Consider the following 15,890-nt stretch of genomic DNA (forward strand, 5'->3'; position numbering starts at 1 on the left):
TGGTCGCGAACAACCCGCATGCGGCGGCGGCCAAGGCGGCATGGGTGGCGGCGCTGGTCGGCACTGGCATCGTGCCCGCTGTCACGGGCGACGTCTCGACGCGCTGGACGGCGTGGACGGACGAGGCGGACGCCGACGGCCTGATGGACTTCTATGGTCTCACCGCGCTGATGGTCGGCGGCATGGTGGTAGATGGCGAGGCGCTGGCGCTGCTGATTGCCACCCCAGCCGGCCTGCGTATTCGCGTGCTCGATCCAGACCAGCTCGACGCTTCGCTCACCCGCCCGCTCCCCGAGGGCGGGCGCATCGTCAACGGCGTGGAGTTCGATATGTTCGGCTCCCGCGTCGCCTACTGGATCGTGAAGGAGCGCCCCGAGATCGGCCTCGGCTTGAACCTTCAGCCCGTGCGCGTGCCGGCCGAGGATGTGGTGCATCTGTTCCGCCCGGACTTCCCCGGCCAGGTGCGCGGAGTCTCTTGGTTCGCTCCGGCGATCCTTCGCCTTGCCGAGCACGACGAGTGGCACGGCGCCCAGCTCACCCGCCAGAAGGTCGGTGCCCTGCTCGCCGGCCTCATCACCACCAATGACGGCGCTGTGCCGTTCGGTGGCGAGGCCCAGGGCGATACGCTGATCGGTTCGCTGGAGCCCGGCGCCATGGTGGTGCTGCCGCCGGGCAAGGACGTGACCTTCTCCAATCCGCCGGCCATCGCGCAGGAGGCCAACGACTTCGCCCGCATTACCCTGCACGAGATCGCCGCCGCCCTTGGCCTGCCCTATGAGGTGCTCACGGGCGACCTCTCCAGCGTCAACTATTCCTCGATCCGCGCCGGCCTCGTCGAGTGGCGCCGCCGGGTGGAGATGATCCAGCACAACGTCATCGTCTTCCAGGCGCTGCGCCCCATCTGGCGCCGCTGGGCGATGATCGAGAGCCTGCAGGGCCGCCTTGCCGCCCGCCCGCAGGACCTTCTCCCCGTGCGCTGGATCACGCCGAAGCAGCAATGGGTGGACCCGGCCAAGGACGTGCAGGCGGAGATCGACGCCATCAACGCCGGGCTGATGAGCCGCCGCGAGGCCGTGGCGGCGCGTGGCATGGATGTCGGCGCGCTTGATGACGAGATCGCCGCTGACAAGGCCCGCGAGACGCGCCTCGGCCTTGCCTTCAGCACGCCCGCTAAGGCGACGCCCGCCGCCCCGACACAGGCGCCCATTGAGGAGACCGTGGCATGAGCGCCCCTGCTGAGATCCTCACCCGCCGCGCGCCGCTTCCGGCCTCCAGCTGGGACGCGGACAGCCAGACTTTCGAGGCCGTGCTCTCCACCGGCGCCGCTGTTGAGCGCTGGGATGTGAACGGCCCCTATGACGAGATTCTCCTCCTGTCGCAGCCGGTGTGGCCCGCCCGTGTGCCCCTGCTCGACAGCCACGGAAGGGAGAGCGTGGACCGCCAGCTCGGGAGCGTCGACACGCTGCGCGTCGTCGGCGGGGACCTCCTGGGGCGCGCCACGCTCTCCCGCCACAATCCCCGCTCCCAGCGCATCGCTGCCGAGCTGACGGACGGTGCCACCTTCGGCATCTCCATCGGCTACGCCGTCGAGCGCTGGTCGGAGCGCACCAATGCGAAGACCGGCCGCCGTGAGAAGGTGGCCGAGCGCTTCACCCTGATCGAGGCGAGCCTCGTCGTTGTCCCCGCCGACCCGCATGCAGGCATCAGGAGCCACGACATGACGGTCAGCACCGAGCCGGCGAACACGCCCGCTCCCTCCGCCCCGGCGCCCGCGCCGTCCCTCAACCCGCCGGCCGCCACTGAGCGCGCGGCCATCAATCTGGAGATCCGTTCCATCGCAAGCGTCGCCGGTCTCGATCAGGGCTGGATCGACAGCCAGATCGACGCCAATGCCACCACGGACGCGGCCCGTGCCGCCGCCTTCGCCGCCATGCAGGCCCGCAGCGCGCCGCTGCAGACGATCCGGCCGACGGTGGCGACGGTCACCCACGACCACACCGACCCTGCCACGATCCGCTCCGCCATGGGCGAAGCGCTCGCCCATCGCCTGGCCCCCGGCCGCGTGAAGCTGGAAGGGCGCGCCCGCGCCTATGCCGGCTTCCGCATGCTGGACATGATCGGCGACCTCGCCCAGGCGCGCGGCGAGCGCCTCAACCTGCGCGACCAGAATGCGCTGATGGAGCGTGCCCTCGGCGCTCACTCCACCAGCGACTTCCCCCTTCTGCTGGCGGACGCGGCCAACAAGGCCCTTCTCGCCAACTACGCCGCAGCCGAACCGACCTATCGCCTGATCGCTGCCCGGTGCGGATTCACCGACTTCCGCGATCACGCCTTCCTGCGCATCGGTGACTTCCCGACGTTTCAGGAGACCAGCGAGGCTGGCGAACTGCGTTACGGCACGATCTCCGAGAACCGCGAGAAGGTGCGGGCGAAGGAGCTGAATGCCGGCATCGCCATCGGTCGCCGCGCTCTCATCAATGACGACCTCTCGGCGCTGGCGGACTTCTCCGCCCTCATCGCCATCCGTGCCGCCAGCGACGAGAACGCCCGCGTCTACGGCCTTCTCGCCACCAATGCCGCCCTCTCCGACGGCAAGGCGCTGTTCCATGCCGACCACGGCAACGTAGCCGGCACTGGGGCAGCTATCTCTGTCACTTCGGTCGCGCACGCCGTCGCCGCGCTGCGCAAGCAGAAGAGCCTCGATGGCGTGCCGCTCAACCTCGCGCCTCGATTCCTTTTGGTGGGGCCGGATACCGAGCTTGCCGCCCGCCAGGTGCTCGCCGCCATCACCGCCGCCAAGGCGGGCGATGTGAACCCGTGGGCGGGCACGATGGAGCTGGTGGTCGACGCCAATATCGTCGGCAATGTCTGGTACGTCGCGGCTGACCCCGCTGCCGCGCCCAGCCTCGTCTATGGCTACGTCTCCGGCGCCGAGGGGCCGCAGATCCGCACCGAGATCGACTTCGACACCCGCGCCGTCAAGGTCGCGGCCGGGCTCGACTTCGGCTGCGGCGTCATCGACTTCCGCGGCCTCTACAAGAACGAGGGCGCGTGATGGCGGGCGTTGATGTCCTTCAGGAGCGCCTGGAGAAGCTGAGAGCTGCGCGCGCGACGGGTATCCGTCGCCTGCGCTACTCGGACGGTAAGGAGCATGAATACCGCACGGATGCTGAACTTGCCGCCGCCATCGCCGACCTAGAACGCCAGATCGCCGGGGCAAATGCCTCGGCGAAGGTCGTCTATTTCTCAACCAGCAAAGGGCTCTGACGATGGCCAAGGCTATGCTCAATCTTCAGGTGCAGCCTTACCGAATGCTCAAGAAGGCCGACGCGGCTGCGTATTGCGGACTGCCGGCGGCGCGCTTCGAATTGCAGTGCCCTGTATCGGCCGTTGCCTATCCCAGCGGCTCGCGCCTCTGGGATGTGCGCGACCTCGATTCTTGGCTCGACAGCCTCAAGACGGGCGCCGCTGACAGCGATGACGCCATCTTGGACAGGCTCGGTTGACATGACGGTGGTGCGCGTGAAGGGCTTCCAAATATTCAAGGACCGGCACGGGAAGATGCGGTGCTATCACCGCGCTTCCCGCACGTCGGTTGATCTTGTGAAGACCCCGATCGGCACAGCGGGGTTCCTGGCGGAATGCGCCCGCATCACCGCCCTTCAGGAGCGCACCAGCACGACCCGGCCCGGCACGCTGGGCGCCCTCATCGAGGAGTACCGGGGCAGCAAGGATTTTCTTGAGCGGCTGACCGGCACCACGCGTGCCGGCTATCAGCGAGTGTTCGATTATCTGCAGCCCATCGAGGATACGCCCCTTACCCGCTTCACTCCGCCGTTCGTGGTGAAGCTGCGCGATAAGGCCGAGGCCAAGCACAAGCGCTGGTTCGCGAACTACCTCAAGACCGTACTGTCCCTGCTCTTCGCGTGGGGCAAGGAGCGCGGCCATATGAAGGATAATCCGGCGGAAGGCCTGCGCAGCATCCGGCGCCCCAAGGGGCTGCCAAAGCAGAACCGCCGCTGGACCGACGAGGAGCGACACGCGGTGATTGATGCTGCCCCCGCGCACATGCTGCCGGCGCTTGCCCTGATGATGTTTACCGGGCTAGGGCCGAAGGATGCGCTTACGCTTCCCCGCACGGCCTATGCCGGCGGCCGGATCAACACCAGCCGATCGAAGACCGAGGAAGGCATTGTCTGGCCTGTCATCGAACCGCTGCGCGACATCCTGGCGGCGGCGCCAGCGCACTCGGCGATCACGCTCTGCGCCAACTCGCTCGGTCGGCCCTGGACTGTCTCCGGCTTCAACTCGTCCTGGATGAAGCTGCAGCACAAGCTTGAGAAGAACGGCAGCATCGGCGAAGGGCTGACCCTCTACGGGCTTCGGCACACGGTCGCTGCCATTCTCCGGGAGAGCGGGGCGGACACGCGCACGATTGCCGATGCCCTCGGCCAGAAGACGGAGGCGATGGCGCAGCACTACTCGCGAGGGGCGGACCTGTCCGAAAAGATGGAACGAGTCGCCACGAGCTTTGGCCATGAGGTGAACAGCCGGAGAACAAAGGCTGTCAAACCGGGGCAGAAAAAATGACAAACTGGCTGAAAACCAATCCCCCGCCGACCAAAAAGTCTAGCATTATCAAGGGGATAGATGGTGCCCAGGGACGGAGTCGAACCGCCGACACTGCGATTTTCAGTCGCATGCTCTACCAACTGAGCTACCTGGGCGTAGCCGGCAACGGCCGTGGCCGTGCGGAGCGGCCGGGTTATAGAGTCTCGTTCTCCGGCTGTCCATATGTGCGGGCCAGGAAAATGCCGGCTTTTCCCCAACCCTTGCGCGAAGGTAAAATAAAACCTCCGACAACAGCCCCCGGCACGCGTTGGCCGAGCCGCGATCGCCGCAGGCGGTGCGCGGCGCCCTGAAATCGTTTGAAACGACAAGACGTTGAGCCAGGAGGCCCGTCGAGCCCTGTCTGGCCCCGGTGCGGCCCCTGCCCTCACCTCTCCCGCGGCGTCGCGGGGGCGAGGGACGGCTCCTCGCCGTCCTCGTCGTCATTCTCGGTGACGGGGATGGCGTAGCTGCCGGTGAGCCAGCGGTGCAGGTCGAGATCGGCGCAGCGGCTGGAGCAGAACGGCCGGTACTTTTCTACCATTGCCTTGCCACAGATCGGGCACGGCTTGCCGGCGAGCGGGTTGGGCGTGTCATCGGCCATGGCGGATCTCGTCCCTCACGCCGGATGCCCCCAGCGCTGCAATACCGGGTAGCGTTCGCCCGCCAGCAGGGCGACGGTCTCGGCCAGCGGCAGGCCGACCACATTGGTGTAGGAGCCGACCAGCTTGATCACGAATGTGCCCGCAAGTCCTTGAATCGCATAGCCTCCCGCCTTGCCCTGCCATTCGCGCGAGGCGATGTAGGCGTCGAGTTCCTCGCGGGACAAACGCTTGAAACGCACGCGGGTCTCGACCAGGCGGGCGCGCACGCCGCCCTTCGGCGTCATCAGCGCGATGCCGGTATAGACCCGGTGGGCGCGGCCGGAGAGCAGGCGCAGGCAGTCCGCCGCCTCGTCGCCGGTCTCCGGCTTGGGCAGGATACGCCGGCCCACCGCCACCACCGTATCGGCGGCGAGCAGATAGGTGCCATCATACTCCCCGGTGAGCTTGCGCCGGGCGTCCGCGGCTAAAAGCTTTTGTTGCGCAAGGCGTTGCGCGAGACGCCGGGGCAGCTCCCCGCGCTCGGGGGTTTCGTCGATATCGGCCGGGAGAAGGGCTTCGGGTTCGATTCCGGCTTGGGCCAGCAGCGCCAGGCGACGCGGCGAGCCGGAGGCCAGCACCAGGCGGGGACGGGCATTCACGCAACGAAACTCCTGATTCCGCCGGATGATCGGGCGGTCGTGTCGGGCCGCACGCTAGTGCAATCCGGGTCAAAATTGAACGGCTTATTGGTGCAGTGAGATGAACAGTCAGTGCAGTCAGGTGACCAGTCAGGCCAATGGGGCCAAAGTTCAGGAGCGGAAACGTCGCTTGATCCGCATCTCCAGCTCGTCGCGCACGGTGCGGTAGGCGTCCATGCGCTGCTCGCGATTGCCGGTCTCCAGCGAGGGGTCGGGCGTCGGCCAGTATTCGACGTCGATGGCGTTGGTGCGGGTGAGTTCCAGCGCGCGGTGATGGGCGTCGGGCGAGAGGGTGATGACGAGGTCGAAGGCGAGGCCCTCATTCTCCTCCAGCTCCTCCAGCGTCTGCGGCCGGTGGCGGCTGAGGTCGAGGCCGATCTCGTCAATGGCGGCCTGCACGAAGGGGTCGACCTCGCCCTTGATGACGCCGGCCGAGCCGACATAGAGCGAGCGCCCGAACAGATGGCGGGCGAGCACCGCCGCCATGGGCGAGCGCACCACATTCTGCCCGCACATGAACAGCACCGATTGCGGACGCTCGCGGCGCGTGGGCAGCGCCAGAGGGTCGGCCATGAGGTCGGCAAGCGGCGCGCGGGGGGCGTCCACCCTCACCCCCTCCAGTGCAGGGCGCAGACCAGCGTGAACAGACGCCGGGCGGTGCCGAAATCGAGCGCGATCTTGTCCTTCAGCCGCTCGCGCAGCACCTCCGAGCCTTCATTGTGCAAACCGCGCCGGCCCATGTCGATCGCCTCGATCTGCGAGGGGCTGGAGGTGCGGATGGCGGAGTAATAGCTTTCGCAGACCAGGAAATAGTCGCGCACCACCTTGCGCAGCGGCGAGAGCGAGAGATGGTGCTGCACCACGGGCGCGCCATCCGTGCGGGTGATGTCGAGCACCAGCCGCCCCTCGACCAGCGAGATGGCGAGGCCATAGGGGCCGGGCGCCTCATCGCCCAGCGGGGCGAAGCTATTTTCTTCCAGCAGGTCGTAGATCGCGACGGCGCGCTCATGCTCGACGTCGCGATTGGCCCGCCCGATCGACGCGGGATCGAGCGTCACCGCCGCGAGGCGGCGGGTGGCGGCGTGAGGATCGTCAACCTTGGGGTCGTCGCCGACCGGATCGTCGCCGTCCGCCATGGCCCCTCCGTCAGAGGTTCAGCCGGATCGCGACGGAGCGGGCATGGGCGCCGAGCCCCTCCGCCTCACCGAGCGCGATGGCGGCCGGGCCGAGCGCGCGCAGCTGCTCCGGCCCGCATTTGAGGATCGAGGTACGCTTCATGAAGTCGAGCACGTTGAGGCCCGAGGAGAAGCGGGCCGAACGCGCGGTGGGCAGCACATGGTTGGAGCCACCGACATAGTCGCCAATGGCCTCCGGCGTGTGGGCGCCGATGAAGATCGCCCCGGCATGGCGGATGCGCTCGACCAGTGCCTCGGCATCCGCCGCCATGATTTCCAGATGCTCGGGGGCGATGCGGTCGGAAAGCGCGGGCGCTTCATCGAGGCTCCGCAGCAGGATCACCGCGCCGTAATCGGCCCAGCTCGCACTGGCAATGTCGCGGCGCGGCAGGGTGGCGAGCTGGCGCTCCACGGCGGCGATGACGGCCTCGGCGAGCGCGGCATCATCCGTCATCAGGATCGACTGCGCGGCGGTGTCGTGCTCGGCCTGCGCGAGCAGATCGGCGGCGATCCAGTCGGGGTTCTGATGGCCATCGGCGATCACCAGCACCTCGGAAGGGCCGGCCACCATGTCAATGCCCACCGTACCGAAGACATGGCGCTTGGCGGCGGCGACATAGGCATTGCCCGGCCCGACGATCTTGGCGACCGGGGCGATGGTTTCCGTGCCATAGGCGAGCGCGGCCACCGCCTGCGCCCCGCCGACGCGGTACACCTCATCGACACCGGCGAGCCGCGCGGCGGCCAGCACCAGCGGGTTGAGCTGCCCGTCGGGCGACGGCACCACCATGGCGAGACGGCCGACACCGGCGACCTTGGCCGGCACGGCGTTCATCAGCACGGAGGAGGGATAGGCCGCCGTGCCGCCGGGCACATAGAGGCCGACCGCGTCCACCGCCGTCCAGCGGTGGCCGAGCTCGACGCCGGCGGCATCGACATAGCGCCCGCTGGTGGGCAGCTGGCGCGCGTGGTGGGAGCGGATGCGTTCATGGGCGAAGGCCAGCGCCTCGCGCGTCGCCGGATCGGCCGCCGCCACCGCCGCGTCGATCTCGGCTTCGGTGACGCGGATGCCGAGGGTGGCGAGGTCCACCCGGTCGAACTGACGGGAAAAATCGATCAGCGCCGCGTCGCCGCGCGCGCGCACCTCGTTGATGATGCGCGCCACCGCGTCGGCGACATCCTGCGATACCTCCCGCTTGGTGCCGAGAAAGGCCTGGAAGCGCTCGGCGAAATCCGGGGCGGCGGTGGAGAGGCGAAGCGGCATGACGGCACCTGCGGGACGCGATCGACGGAAGCGCGACCCGGCGCGGCACCTGCCATGAGGCGGGCACGCGTGCGGGCCAGCCCGTCCTATCGCAACCGCGCCAGCATAAGACAAGGGGCCTGCGAGGGACGATTGCGCGCAGACGCCCGGGCGGGTTCGCGCGACGCCGCGTGAAGGCCACCGGCCGGGCGTCCCGACCCGCCGGGTGCCAGCCTTACTCCACGCCCCCTCACTCCACGTCGTGGCAGGGGGTGCCGGCGGCGTCCCAGGCGGGGCCGAGATCCTCAAGACCGGCTTCCATGCATTCGACATCGAGCTGCACCTCGCCGCCGCCGGAGAACAGGAAGCTCACCGTGCCGGAGGGCGCCGCGCTCTCCTCGAACTTCATGGCGAGCAGGTTGAGCACGGCCTGCTTGTTCTTCAGGTCGATGCCGCGCAGCCGCGCCGCCAGCACGCGCTCGACCCGCAGCCCGGAGCGGCGCCGCACGCAGGGCGCCGCCCGCGCCGCCGCGCCGATGGGCGCCTCGGGATCGGCCATCGCTTCGGCCTGGATGGCCTTCTCCCAGTCGAAACGGTTCGCCAGCATGACGAAGCGGCGCTCCTTCGGCAGATAGGTCATCTCGCCGATGCTCACCACCGCGTCCTGCATATGCACCGAGAGAACGGCAAGGTCTTCCGCGTCCAGCGCGATCAGTTTCAGTCCGGCCATGATCTTCGTCTCCGCCACGTCGGTCGGCGCGCGCCCGCAAGCCGCGTCCCCGCCATCACAAGCGGCGTCCCGCGCCGCAACCTGTGAGCCGCAGATGGCGTTGGAAGCGGCGGCTGGCAAGGGGTGGGAGGAGGCTGGCGCCGTCTGGAAGCGGGGAGTCCGCTACCGTCGCGCCGTCAGGACCGGGCCTCGTCCGGCCATCCACGACTTGGGGCACGAGGGCGGGAAGGAAGTCGTCCCGCGATCCCCTCACTGTTCAGGTCGGCGGCGATGCGCTGCGGGCCCTTGCCGGCGGTATCTTCACGGAAGATGCGCCGGACGATCTCGGCCTCGGCGGCGATGATCTCGCGCTCGCCACGGACCGGCTCGCCTCGGGCGTCGAGCGGCTTCACCACGCGATAGCCATAGGCCCGGCCGTCCTGCCTATCGGCCATGAGCTTCTGGACGCCAGGGTGGATCAGTAAGGCGCCGGACATGGCGCGATCGGAGGACTTCAAGCGCGAGGCTCTCCTATTCAGGGCGCACCCACGGCCCAGGTCTTCAATAGCTCACATACACCCGGGCCTGGAGGTTGAAGTCGCCGGCCTGGGTATAGGTCGCGTCGGTGAGGGCGAAGCCGCCGACCAGGGTGGCCGTGAGGTTGCGGTTGAGGGTGTAGTCCACGCCGAGGCCGATGCCGGCCAGTTCATAGTCGTTCCGCGGCACCGCCCCCAACACGCCCTGAAAGCCATAGGATCGGCCCCTGGACAGGTCCAGGAACGCATAGGGCGAGGCTTGGTCGGATATGCCGGGCACCCCAAGCGCCGACAGGAGCGCGAAGGTGGGGGTGCGCAGCTCGTTGCGCCACACGAGGCCAGTGTCCACGGTGGCGTCATCCAGCGTGTAGCCGCGCGTGGCATAGAGACCGCCGAGGCTCAGCTGCTCGGTGTCCGGCAAGGGCTGGCCCGCAGCCGTGCCCGAGAGGTCGCTCACCCAGCTAAAGCCGGACGGCAGGCGCGTCACCCGGTTAAGCTCGCCCGTGCCATACGCATAGATCACGTCGGTGACGCGCCCGCCGCTATATGTGCTCCAGCGCGCGGCATCGTTGCCGCCGATCACCCCGCCCGGATTGCCGATGAGCTTGAGATCAAGGCTGGTGGTGCCGTAGGGATCCGAGCGCGAGACCGACCAGCCGGCGATCAGCTCGAACAGGCCCGCACTCGCGCCGCCGATGTCGGCGCCTGTGAAATAGGTGGTGCGCGAGACCGTCTTGCCCGTGGCGCCAAGGATCAGGTCACCGCCATAGAGCCCTGGCACCAGATTGGAGACAGCGGTGCGGTAATAGACCGGGATTTCCAGTGTCGTATTGTCGAACGCGAAGGTGGTGCCCACCGCATTCTGCCGGGTGGACACATAGTTCGGCACGATTTCCAGGCTTTGGCGGGCACCGGTGGCAATCACCAGCCGCCCGGCTTGGCTGTAGTAGTTCGGCTGTTCCGAGCCGGTGCCGACCGTGGAAGGATCGCTCCAGAAATTCGGGCTGCCGGTGATCTGATAGGAAACGAAGCTCTGCGGAAGGCCCAGAATGGCCGCGCCGAAGCCCGCGAAATAGCGGTCGAAGCCGGTGGTGTGGGTGCCGGTGTTGGAATAGCCGGCGAACACCTGCCACGGCTTCTGCGGCGTCACTTCCAGCGTCAGCGTGCTGAGGCCGAGGTCGTCGCCGGGCGCGAACACGCCATTGACGCTGTGGTAGGGGAAGCGGTTGAGCCAGGCGAGGTCTTCCTCCAGGGGCTCGGCGGCGATGCGCTGGCCCGGGGCGGTACGCACGCGGCCCGCGAGATCGGTCTCCGTACCGGGCACGGCGCCCGACACCTTCACCGCGCCGGTGCGGAACTCCACCACCTGCAAAGTGAGCACGCCGCCCGTGACCTCCTGCGGCGGCAGCGTCACCGAGACGAAGGGATAGCCGGCGGTCCGATAGACCTTGGCGATGGCGGCCTGGATGTCGGAGATGCGCTTGCGCGACAGGGGCTGGTCGAGGAAGGGCGCGAGGGCAGCACGAAGCGCCGCGCGGTCGATGTCGCCCACGGCACCGATGCGGACGCCCCGCTCTGGGCGCTTCGCCACATTCTCCTTTGGCCCGATCAGGCTGATGCCGGACACGACGACGCCAAGCGGCGTCTCGTCGAGGCTGCCGGCCAGATCCTGCGGGCCGATGACGAGGCGTCCCTGCCCGGAAATCACGGGCGGCAGATTGCGCTCCACCGGCGCGATCACCTGCGCGAAGGCCGGGACGGCGCCGAAGATGGAGACGCCCAGCGCAAGGGCACCGACGCGTGCGAGTGTCATGTCGCGTGAGGAGGCGGCCATGGCTCTCACCAGCCCCCAAAGCTCAGCCACGGGCCTGACGGCAGGTTGCTGGAAACCGGCAGAAGCGGGCATGGGCTGCTGCCGCCGCCGCAGGCAACGATCATTGGTGGCGGTTGAATCTGGATCGGCTGGTCGAGCGCGTCCAGGATCGTGCCGGTCGCGCGCGAAGCGGCCACCTGATCGGGGGCCTCCGTCTCGATGAAGGCGGGCATCTGCGATGGCCCGACCACCGTCAACGTGCCGGCGACATAGGCGAGGTCATAATTCGGCGACGCCGCCAGACTGCCTTGCACGATGGCATAGGTGCCCCTGAGCGACAGAGGTCCGGCAGTTGTTGTCAGTTCTCCGGTCAGCGTATCGCCATTTGTCAGCCCCAGCCCTCCGAGCACATAGGTGAACACCGGATTGGCCGTTCCCATCGGGCGGCTCTGATTGTCCGCTGTCACGACGAGGTGCCGAGGCAACACGTCCAGGGCCGCACCGACATAGGTCACGTCATAATTCGACGACGCGGCCAGCGTGCCCTGGGTGATGGCGTAACCGCCGACGTTCGACAGGGAGGAGGCCGCCGTGGTCAGGGCGCCGGACAAGGTGTCGCCATTGACGAGGCCCGCCCCACCGACGGCATAGGTGAAAGACGGCAGGCTGTCGCCATAGACCATGGCCTTGGCGTCGGCGGTGACGGTGAGCGCACGGGGCATGACGGTGAGGTTCGCGCCGACATAGGTCACGTCATAATTCGACGACGCGGCCAGCGTGCCCTGGGTGATGGCGTAGGCGCCGACATTCGACAGGGAGGACGCCGCCGTGGTCAGGGCGCCGGACAAGGTGTCGCCATTGACGAGCCCCGCCCCGCCAACCGCATAGGTGAGTGAGGGCGCGCTGTCGCCATAGACCATGGCCTTGGCGTCGGCGGTGACGGTGAGCGCACGGGGCATGACGGTGAGGTTCGCGCCGACATAGGTCACGTCATAATTGGACGACGCGGCCAGCGTGCCCTGGGTGATGGCGTAACCGCCGACATTCGACAGGGAGGAGGCCGCCGTGGTCAGGGCGCCGGACAAGGTGTCACCATTGACCAAGCCACCGCCACCCACCGTGTATGTCAGCGCCGGAAGGCTATCTCCGTAGGCCATAGAAGCGGCATCGGCGGAGAGGGTGAGGGATCGCTGCGTGACGGAAAACTGGCCGTCCACATAAGCAAGGGTGTAGTTGCCGGACGCCGCGCCCGAGAGCGTGCCGCCCGCGGCGCTGGTGACATAGCTGCTGCCGACATTCGAGGTAGAGGCGGCGTTTGTCGTCACGCTGACAGCGGAGAGCAAGGCATCGCTCTGCCCGTTCTTCCAGCCGGTAGCCGCATAGCTCAGGGTGGGCACGCTGTCGCCATAGGCCATGGTGCCATCGGCCGCGGTGACCGTCAGCGCGGCGGGTGTGACCGTCACCGTTCCCGAATAGACGAAGCGGGTCGAGCGACCGCCCCAGGACGTGCCGCTGCCCCCGGAAAGGATGGCGGCATAGGTTCCGACATCGCTCGAAGAGGTCACGCCCGAGGCATAGACCGGATTGCTCGTGACGGCATTGCCGTAGCCGCTGCCCGTTCCATAATACGCATAGGTCAAGGTCGGGCTGGAATCGCCATAGACCATGGTCCCGGTGGCATCGGCCCCGACAACGGCGGAGACCGCATAGAGTTCGGCGTAATGCAGCTGTCCATCGCTGGACTGGCTCGCCACGGCATTGGGACGCGCCCAGACGGTCGTGAAATCCCAGCCGGCGGCGCTCGCCAGGGCGTAGAAGCCGCCGGAGGTCGTTGAACCGTCACGCATCTGCGCCGTGGTGAGGCCGGTCACGCCACTGGCGGAACCGGTGCCGACGGCACTGGCCTGTCCCGTCGTCTGCGTGTTGTAGAACGACGCTGTGACGGAGTCGGCCATTTGGTTGTCGCCGATCAGCCCGCCAATACCGGTGCTTGTGCTGGCGGTGACGGAACCGGTGGCATAGACCCTGAGGAGAACGCCCTGGTTGCTGCCCACGAGCCCGCCGACATAGGAGGTGCCGCTGACGGCGCCTGTGGCGTAGGAATCGGAGATCGTCCAGTTACCGGATCCGTGTGCATTTGTGCCGACCAGCCCGCCGACAAGGGCGTCACCGCTGACTATTCCCGTGGCATAGGCCCCGGTGATTGTTCCGGTATTCACGGCAACAAGCCCGCCGACCTGGAGGCCGCCGGTCACCGTGGTAGACGTGTAAACATTGGTGATGATGCCATGATTGATGCCGGCAAGGCTGCCCACGGCGGCATCGCCGGTCACGCTGCCGCCGACCAGGCCCAGATTGAAGACCTTTGCGCCGGCACCGATGTCGCTGAACAAGCCGACGCCCGTCTGACCGCCGCGGTTGATGAACAGCCCGGAAATGACGTGGTTCTGTCCGTCGAGGGCACCGAAGAATAAGTTGGATGTGCTCCCGATCGGCGCGAAACCCGCGCCGCCGTTCCAGCTCGTGGTGGCGCTGGCATCAATGTCCCGGCCCAGCGCGTAGATAGCGTAGAGATTGGTATTCATGTCCTGGAGATCCTGGACCGTATTCACCAGCATGTAGGCGGTGAGCGATCCGGAGCCGATGTTCGAGGAGTAATCGGTTGGAGCGGCATAACTGCTCGGGTTGTAGAAGAGCGAGACGCTGCTACCCGCGCTGAGGGTCGCGCCCGCGCCGAACGTGACCGTACCGGTCCCCGTGCCCGTATTATCGGCGTGCAGCACGATGGACGAGCCTGCGCCGCCGGTGATGTCGGCATTCACCGCGATGGAGCCATAGGCCGACAGGGTCAGCGTTGAACCGCTGCTCCAGGTCACGGCATTGGCCACCGTGATATTGCCGGCCTGCGAGCCGTCGGACCCCGTCGTGACCACCACATTGGCGGTGGCGAGGGCATTGGTCAGTGTCGTGACATTGAGAATGCTGTTGTTGGCGGCGGCATTGAAGCCGGACATCCCGCTGCTCGAAGCGCTTGAGATGGTCAGATTATAGGGGTCGAGCAGCAGCGTGCCGAAGGCGCCGCGTTCGCTGCGCAGATCCGCCGCCCCCTCATAGGCGAGTAGCGCCTTGCCCGAGACTTCCGCATCGCCGCCCGAAGCCGCGCCGGCGCCGGTCGCGGAGATGGTGCCGGCAAAGCGCGTCTGTCCGTCCGACCACACCACGATCCGCCCACCGGCCCCCGCCGTGCCGTCGGCGCGGATGGCGGCGCCCGACTCGACGGTCGTGGTCCGTGCGGTCGCTACGTCTTCCGCCAGATATCTGGTCGTGGCGTCATAGCCGCCCTGATAGTCGCCGCCGACGAGCGCCAGCCCGCCGGCAGTGCCGCTCGCATCCAGTTCTGCCCCGGAAGCCAGCGCGATGTCCCGGCCGGTCACAACGATGGTGCCGCCCGTATCCCCCTCGCCCCTGGCATCAAGCTTTCCCGACACCTTCACCGTGCCGCCGGAAACGCGGATCTCGCCGCCCTTGGCCTTGCCGTTGCTGGCCGGCGCGCGCGCGGAAACCTTCTGGCTGACGGTGACACTTCCACCGTCGCCGGCAGTCAGGAAGATACGTCCGCCCTTGCTGGCGACACCGGTGGCCTTGGTGATGCTGGCCGTGTTGCCGGCCAGCGCATAGACATTGCCGCCATTCGCCTTCAGCTCTGCCTCGGCGGCCCTGATGACACCGGTGGTCTTGGCCTGCGTATCGCCGCCGCCCACCTTCACCACGAACTTGCCGTCTGAGAGGGCTGCGTCGCGCACCAGCACCTCATAGCCGGCGGCAAGGCCCACTGTGCCGTTGGGCGCGGTGATGGTGCCGGCATTCTCGACCTTGCGGGCGATCAGCGCCACGTCGCCGCCCAACGATCCGATGGTGCCGTAATTGATAACGTTCGCGGGGCTGGAGCCGCGGAAGGTTATGGCCCCGCCGGCATTGAACTCGGCGTCGGAGACGTCATGGGTGGAGGCGATGAAGCTGCCGCCCGTCGTCACCTGCCCGGTTGGGCCGACGGTGATGCCGTTGGGATTGACCAGATAGAGGCTGCCGGAGGCAGAAAGGCTGCCGTCGATCTGCGAGCGCGAGAAGCCTGTGACGCGGTTCAATGTGGCGCCCGTGCCGTTCTCCACGCGCACGGTGTTCCCTGCCCCGACGGAAAAGGCGCCCCAGGTGATGATGGCATTGCGTGATGACTGGGTGATCAGCACGCTGGTGCCCGACGGCGGGGAAATCGTCGCGCGGCCCGAGACCACCGTTCCGCCGGTGGGAAGTTCACCGGCGGCCGCCGCCCGGGTCGATAAGGCGGTCGTTGCCAGAAGCACGGCTACCAGCCGGGCCGAACGGCGCAGCGCGACCTCCCCCGGCCCGAGCGCCCCGGTGCGGCGCGCGGCTGTGCGGCCGGGCGGGAGCAGTGTTGCGCGCCTGCAGGTCATTCGATGACGCCTTGCCTTCAATCGTCCGGCGGAAACAAGCCGCGGCGTGGGG

General features: G+C 67.8%; 14 protein-coding genes and 1 tRNA gene. 5 read left to right on the forward strand and 10 right to left on the reverse strand.

What is annotated here, in order from left to right; genetic code table 11:
• Nucleotides 1–44 precede the first annotated feature (44 nt).
• From OU996_RS00005 to OU996_RS00025, 5 genes are read left to right on the forward strand one after another with little or no spacing between them, the layout of a single operon-like run.
• Complete coding sequence (locus tag OU996_RS00005; protein WP_267585783.1) at nt 45–1,226, forward strand: phage portal protein; 1,182 nt, start codon at nt 45–47, stop codon at nt 1,224–1,226.
• A complete protein-coding gene (locus OU996_RS00010) occupies nt 1,223–3,055 on the forward strand; it encodes a prohead protease/major capsid protein fusion protein (RefSeq protein ID WP_267583635.1) in 1,833 nt (610 codons plus the stop codon). Before OU996_RS00005 ends, OU996_RS00010 begins: the two co-directional genes overlap by 4 nt.
• Entirely contained in the window at nt 3,055–3,267 is a 213-nt protein-coding gene (locus tag OU996_RS00015) for a phage head-tail joining protein (protein WP_267583636.1), read from the forward strand. Before OU996_RS00010 ends, OU996_RS00015 begins: the two co-directional genes overlap by 1 nt.
• 2 nt (nt 3,268–3,269) lie before the next feature.
• Nucleotides 3,270–3,506, forward strand: a complete 237-nt coding sequence (locus tag OU996_RS00020) for a hypothetical protein (RefSeq protein ID WP_267583637.1) — start codon at nt 3,270–3,272, stop codon at nt 3,504–3,506.
• A gap of 1 nt (nt 3,507) precedes the next feature.
• Entirely contained in the window at nt 3,508–4,590 is a 1,083-nt protein-coding gene (locus OU996_RS00025; protein ID WP_267583638.1) for a tyrosine-type recombinase/integrase, read from the forward strand.
• A gap of 61 nt (nt 4,591–4,651) precedes the next feature.
• Here the strand turns inward: OU996_RS00025 and OU996_RS00030 are convergent.
• From OU996_RS00030 to OU996_RS00075, 10 genes are all read right to left on the reverse strand, one after another.
• A tRNA-Phe gene (locus tag OU996_RS00030) sits at nt 4,652–4,727 on the reverse strand.
• A 269-nt stretch (nt 4,728–4,996) separates the two neighbouring features.
• Entirely contained in the window at nt 4,997–5,212 is a 216-nt protein-coding gene (gene yacG, locus OU996_RS00035) for a DNA gyrase inhibitor YacG (RefSeq protein ID WP_267583639.1), read from the reverse strand.
• A gap of 15 nt (nt 5,213–5,227) precedes the next feature.
• Nucleotides 5,228–5,851 carry a Maf-like protein gene (locus OU996_RS00040; protein ID WP_267583640.1) on the reverse strand — a complete coding sequence of 208 codons (624 nt, stop codon included), beginning with the start codon at nt 5,849–5,851 and terminating at the stop codon, nt 5,228–5,230.
• A gap of 150 nt (nt 5,852–6,001) precedes the next feature.
• Nucleotides 6,002–6,463 (reverse strand): low molecular weight phosphatase family protein, encoded by a 462-nt coding sequence (locus tag OU996_RS00045; protein ID WP_267585785.1) that lies wholly within the window; start codon nt 6,461–6,463, stop codon nt 6,002–6,004.
• Nucleotides 6,464–6,498: 35 nt separating this feature from the next.
• Nucleotides 6,499–7,026: a UPF0262 family protein gene (locus OU996_RS00050; RefSeq protein WP_267583641.1), complete on the reverse strand. Its 528-nt coding sequence runs from the start codon at nt 7,024–7,026 to the stop codon at nt 6,499–6,501.
• A 10-nt stretch (nt 7,027–7,036) separates the two neighbouring features.
• Entirely contained in the window at nt 7,037–8,329 is a 1,293-nt protein-coding gene (hisD, locus tag OU996_RS00055) for a histidinol dehydrogenase (protein WP_267583642.1), read from the reverse strand.
• Nucleotides 8,330–8,558: 229 nt separating this feature from the next.
• Nucleotides 8,559–9,038, reverse strand: a complete 480-nt coding sequence (locus tag OU996_RS00060; protein WP_267583643.1) for a DUF2948 family protein — start codon at nt 9,036–9,038, stop codon at nt 8,559–8,561.
• A 176-nt stretch (nt 9,039–9,214) separates the two neighbouring features.
• The gene (locus OU996_RS21355) at nt 9,215–9,535 is read right to left on the reverse strand and encodes a recombinase family protein (RefSeq protein ID WP_324290713.1); all 321 of its coding nucleotides are present in this window, start codon (nt 9,533–9,535) and stop codon (nt 9,215–9,217) included.
• 43 nt (nt 9,536–9,578) lie between these two features.
• Complete coding sequence (locus OU996_RS00070; RefSeq protein WP_267583645.1) at nt 9,579–11,387, reverse strand: ShlB/FhaC/HecB family hemolysin secretion/activation protein; 1,809 nt, start codon at nt 11,385–11,387, stop codon at nt 9,579–9,581.
• A gap of 5 nt (nt 11,388–11,392) precedes the next feature.
• Complete coding sequence (locus tag OU996_RS00075; protein ID WP_267583646.1) at nt 11,393–15,838, reverse strand: beta strand repeat-containing protein; 4,446 nt, start codon at nt 15,836–15,838, stop codon at nt 11,393–11,395.
• Between the last annotated feature and the right edge of the window lie 52 nt (nt 15,839–15,890).

The sequence above is a fragment of the Ancylobacter sp. SL191 genome (assembly GCF_026625645.1).
Classification (GTDB): domain Bacteria; phylum Pseudomonadota; class Alphaproteobacteria; order Rhizobiales; family Xanthobacteraceae; genus Ancylobacter.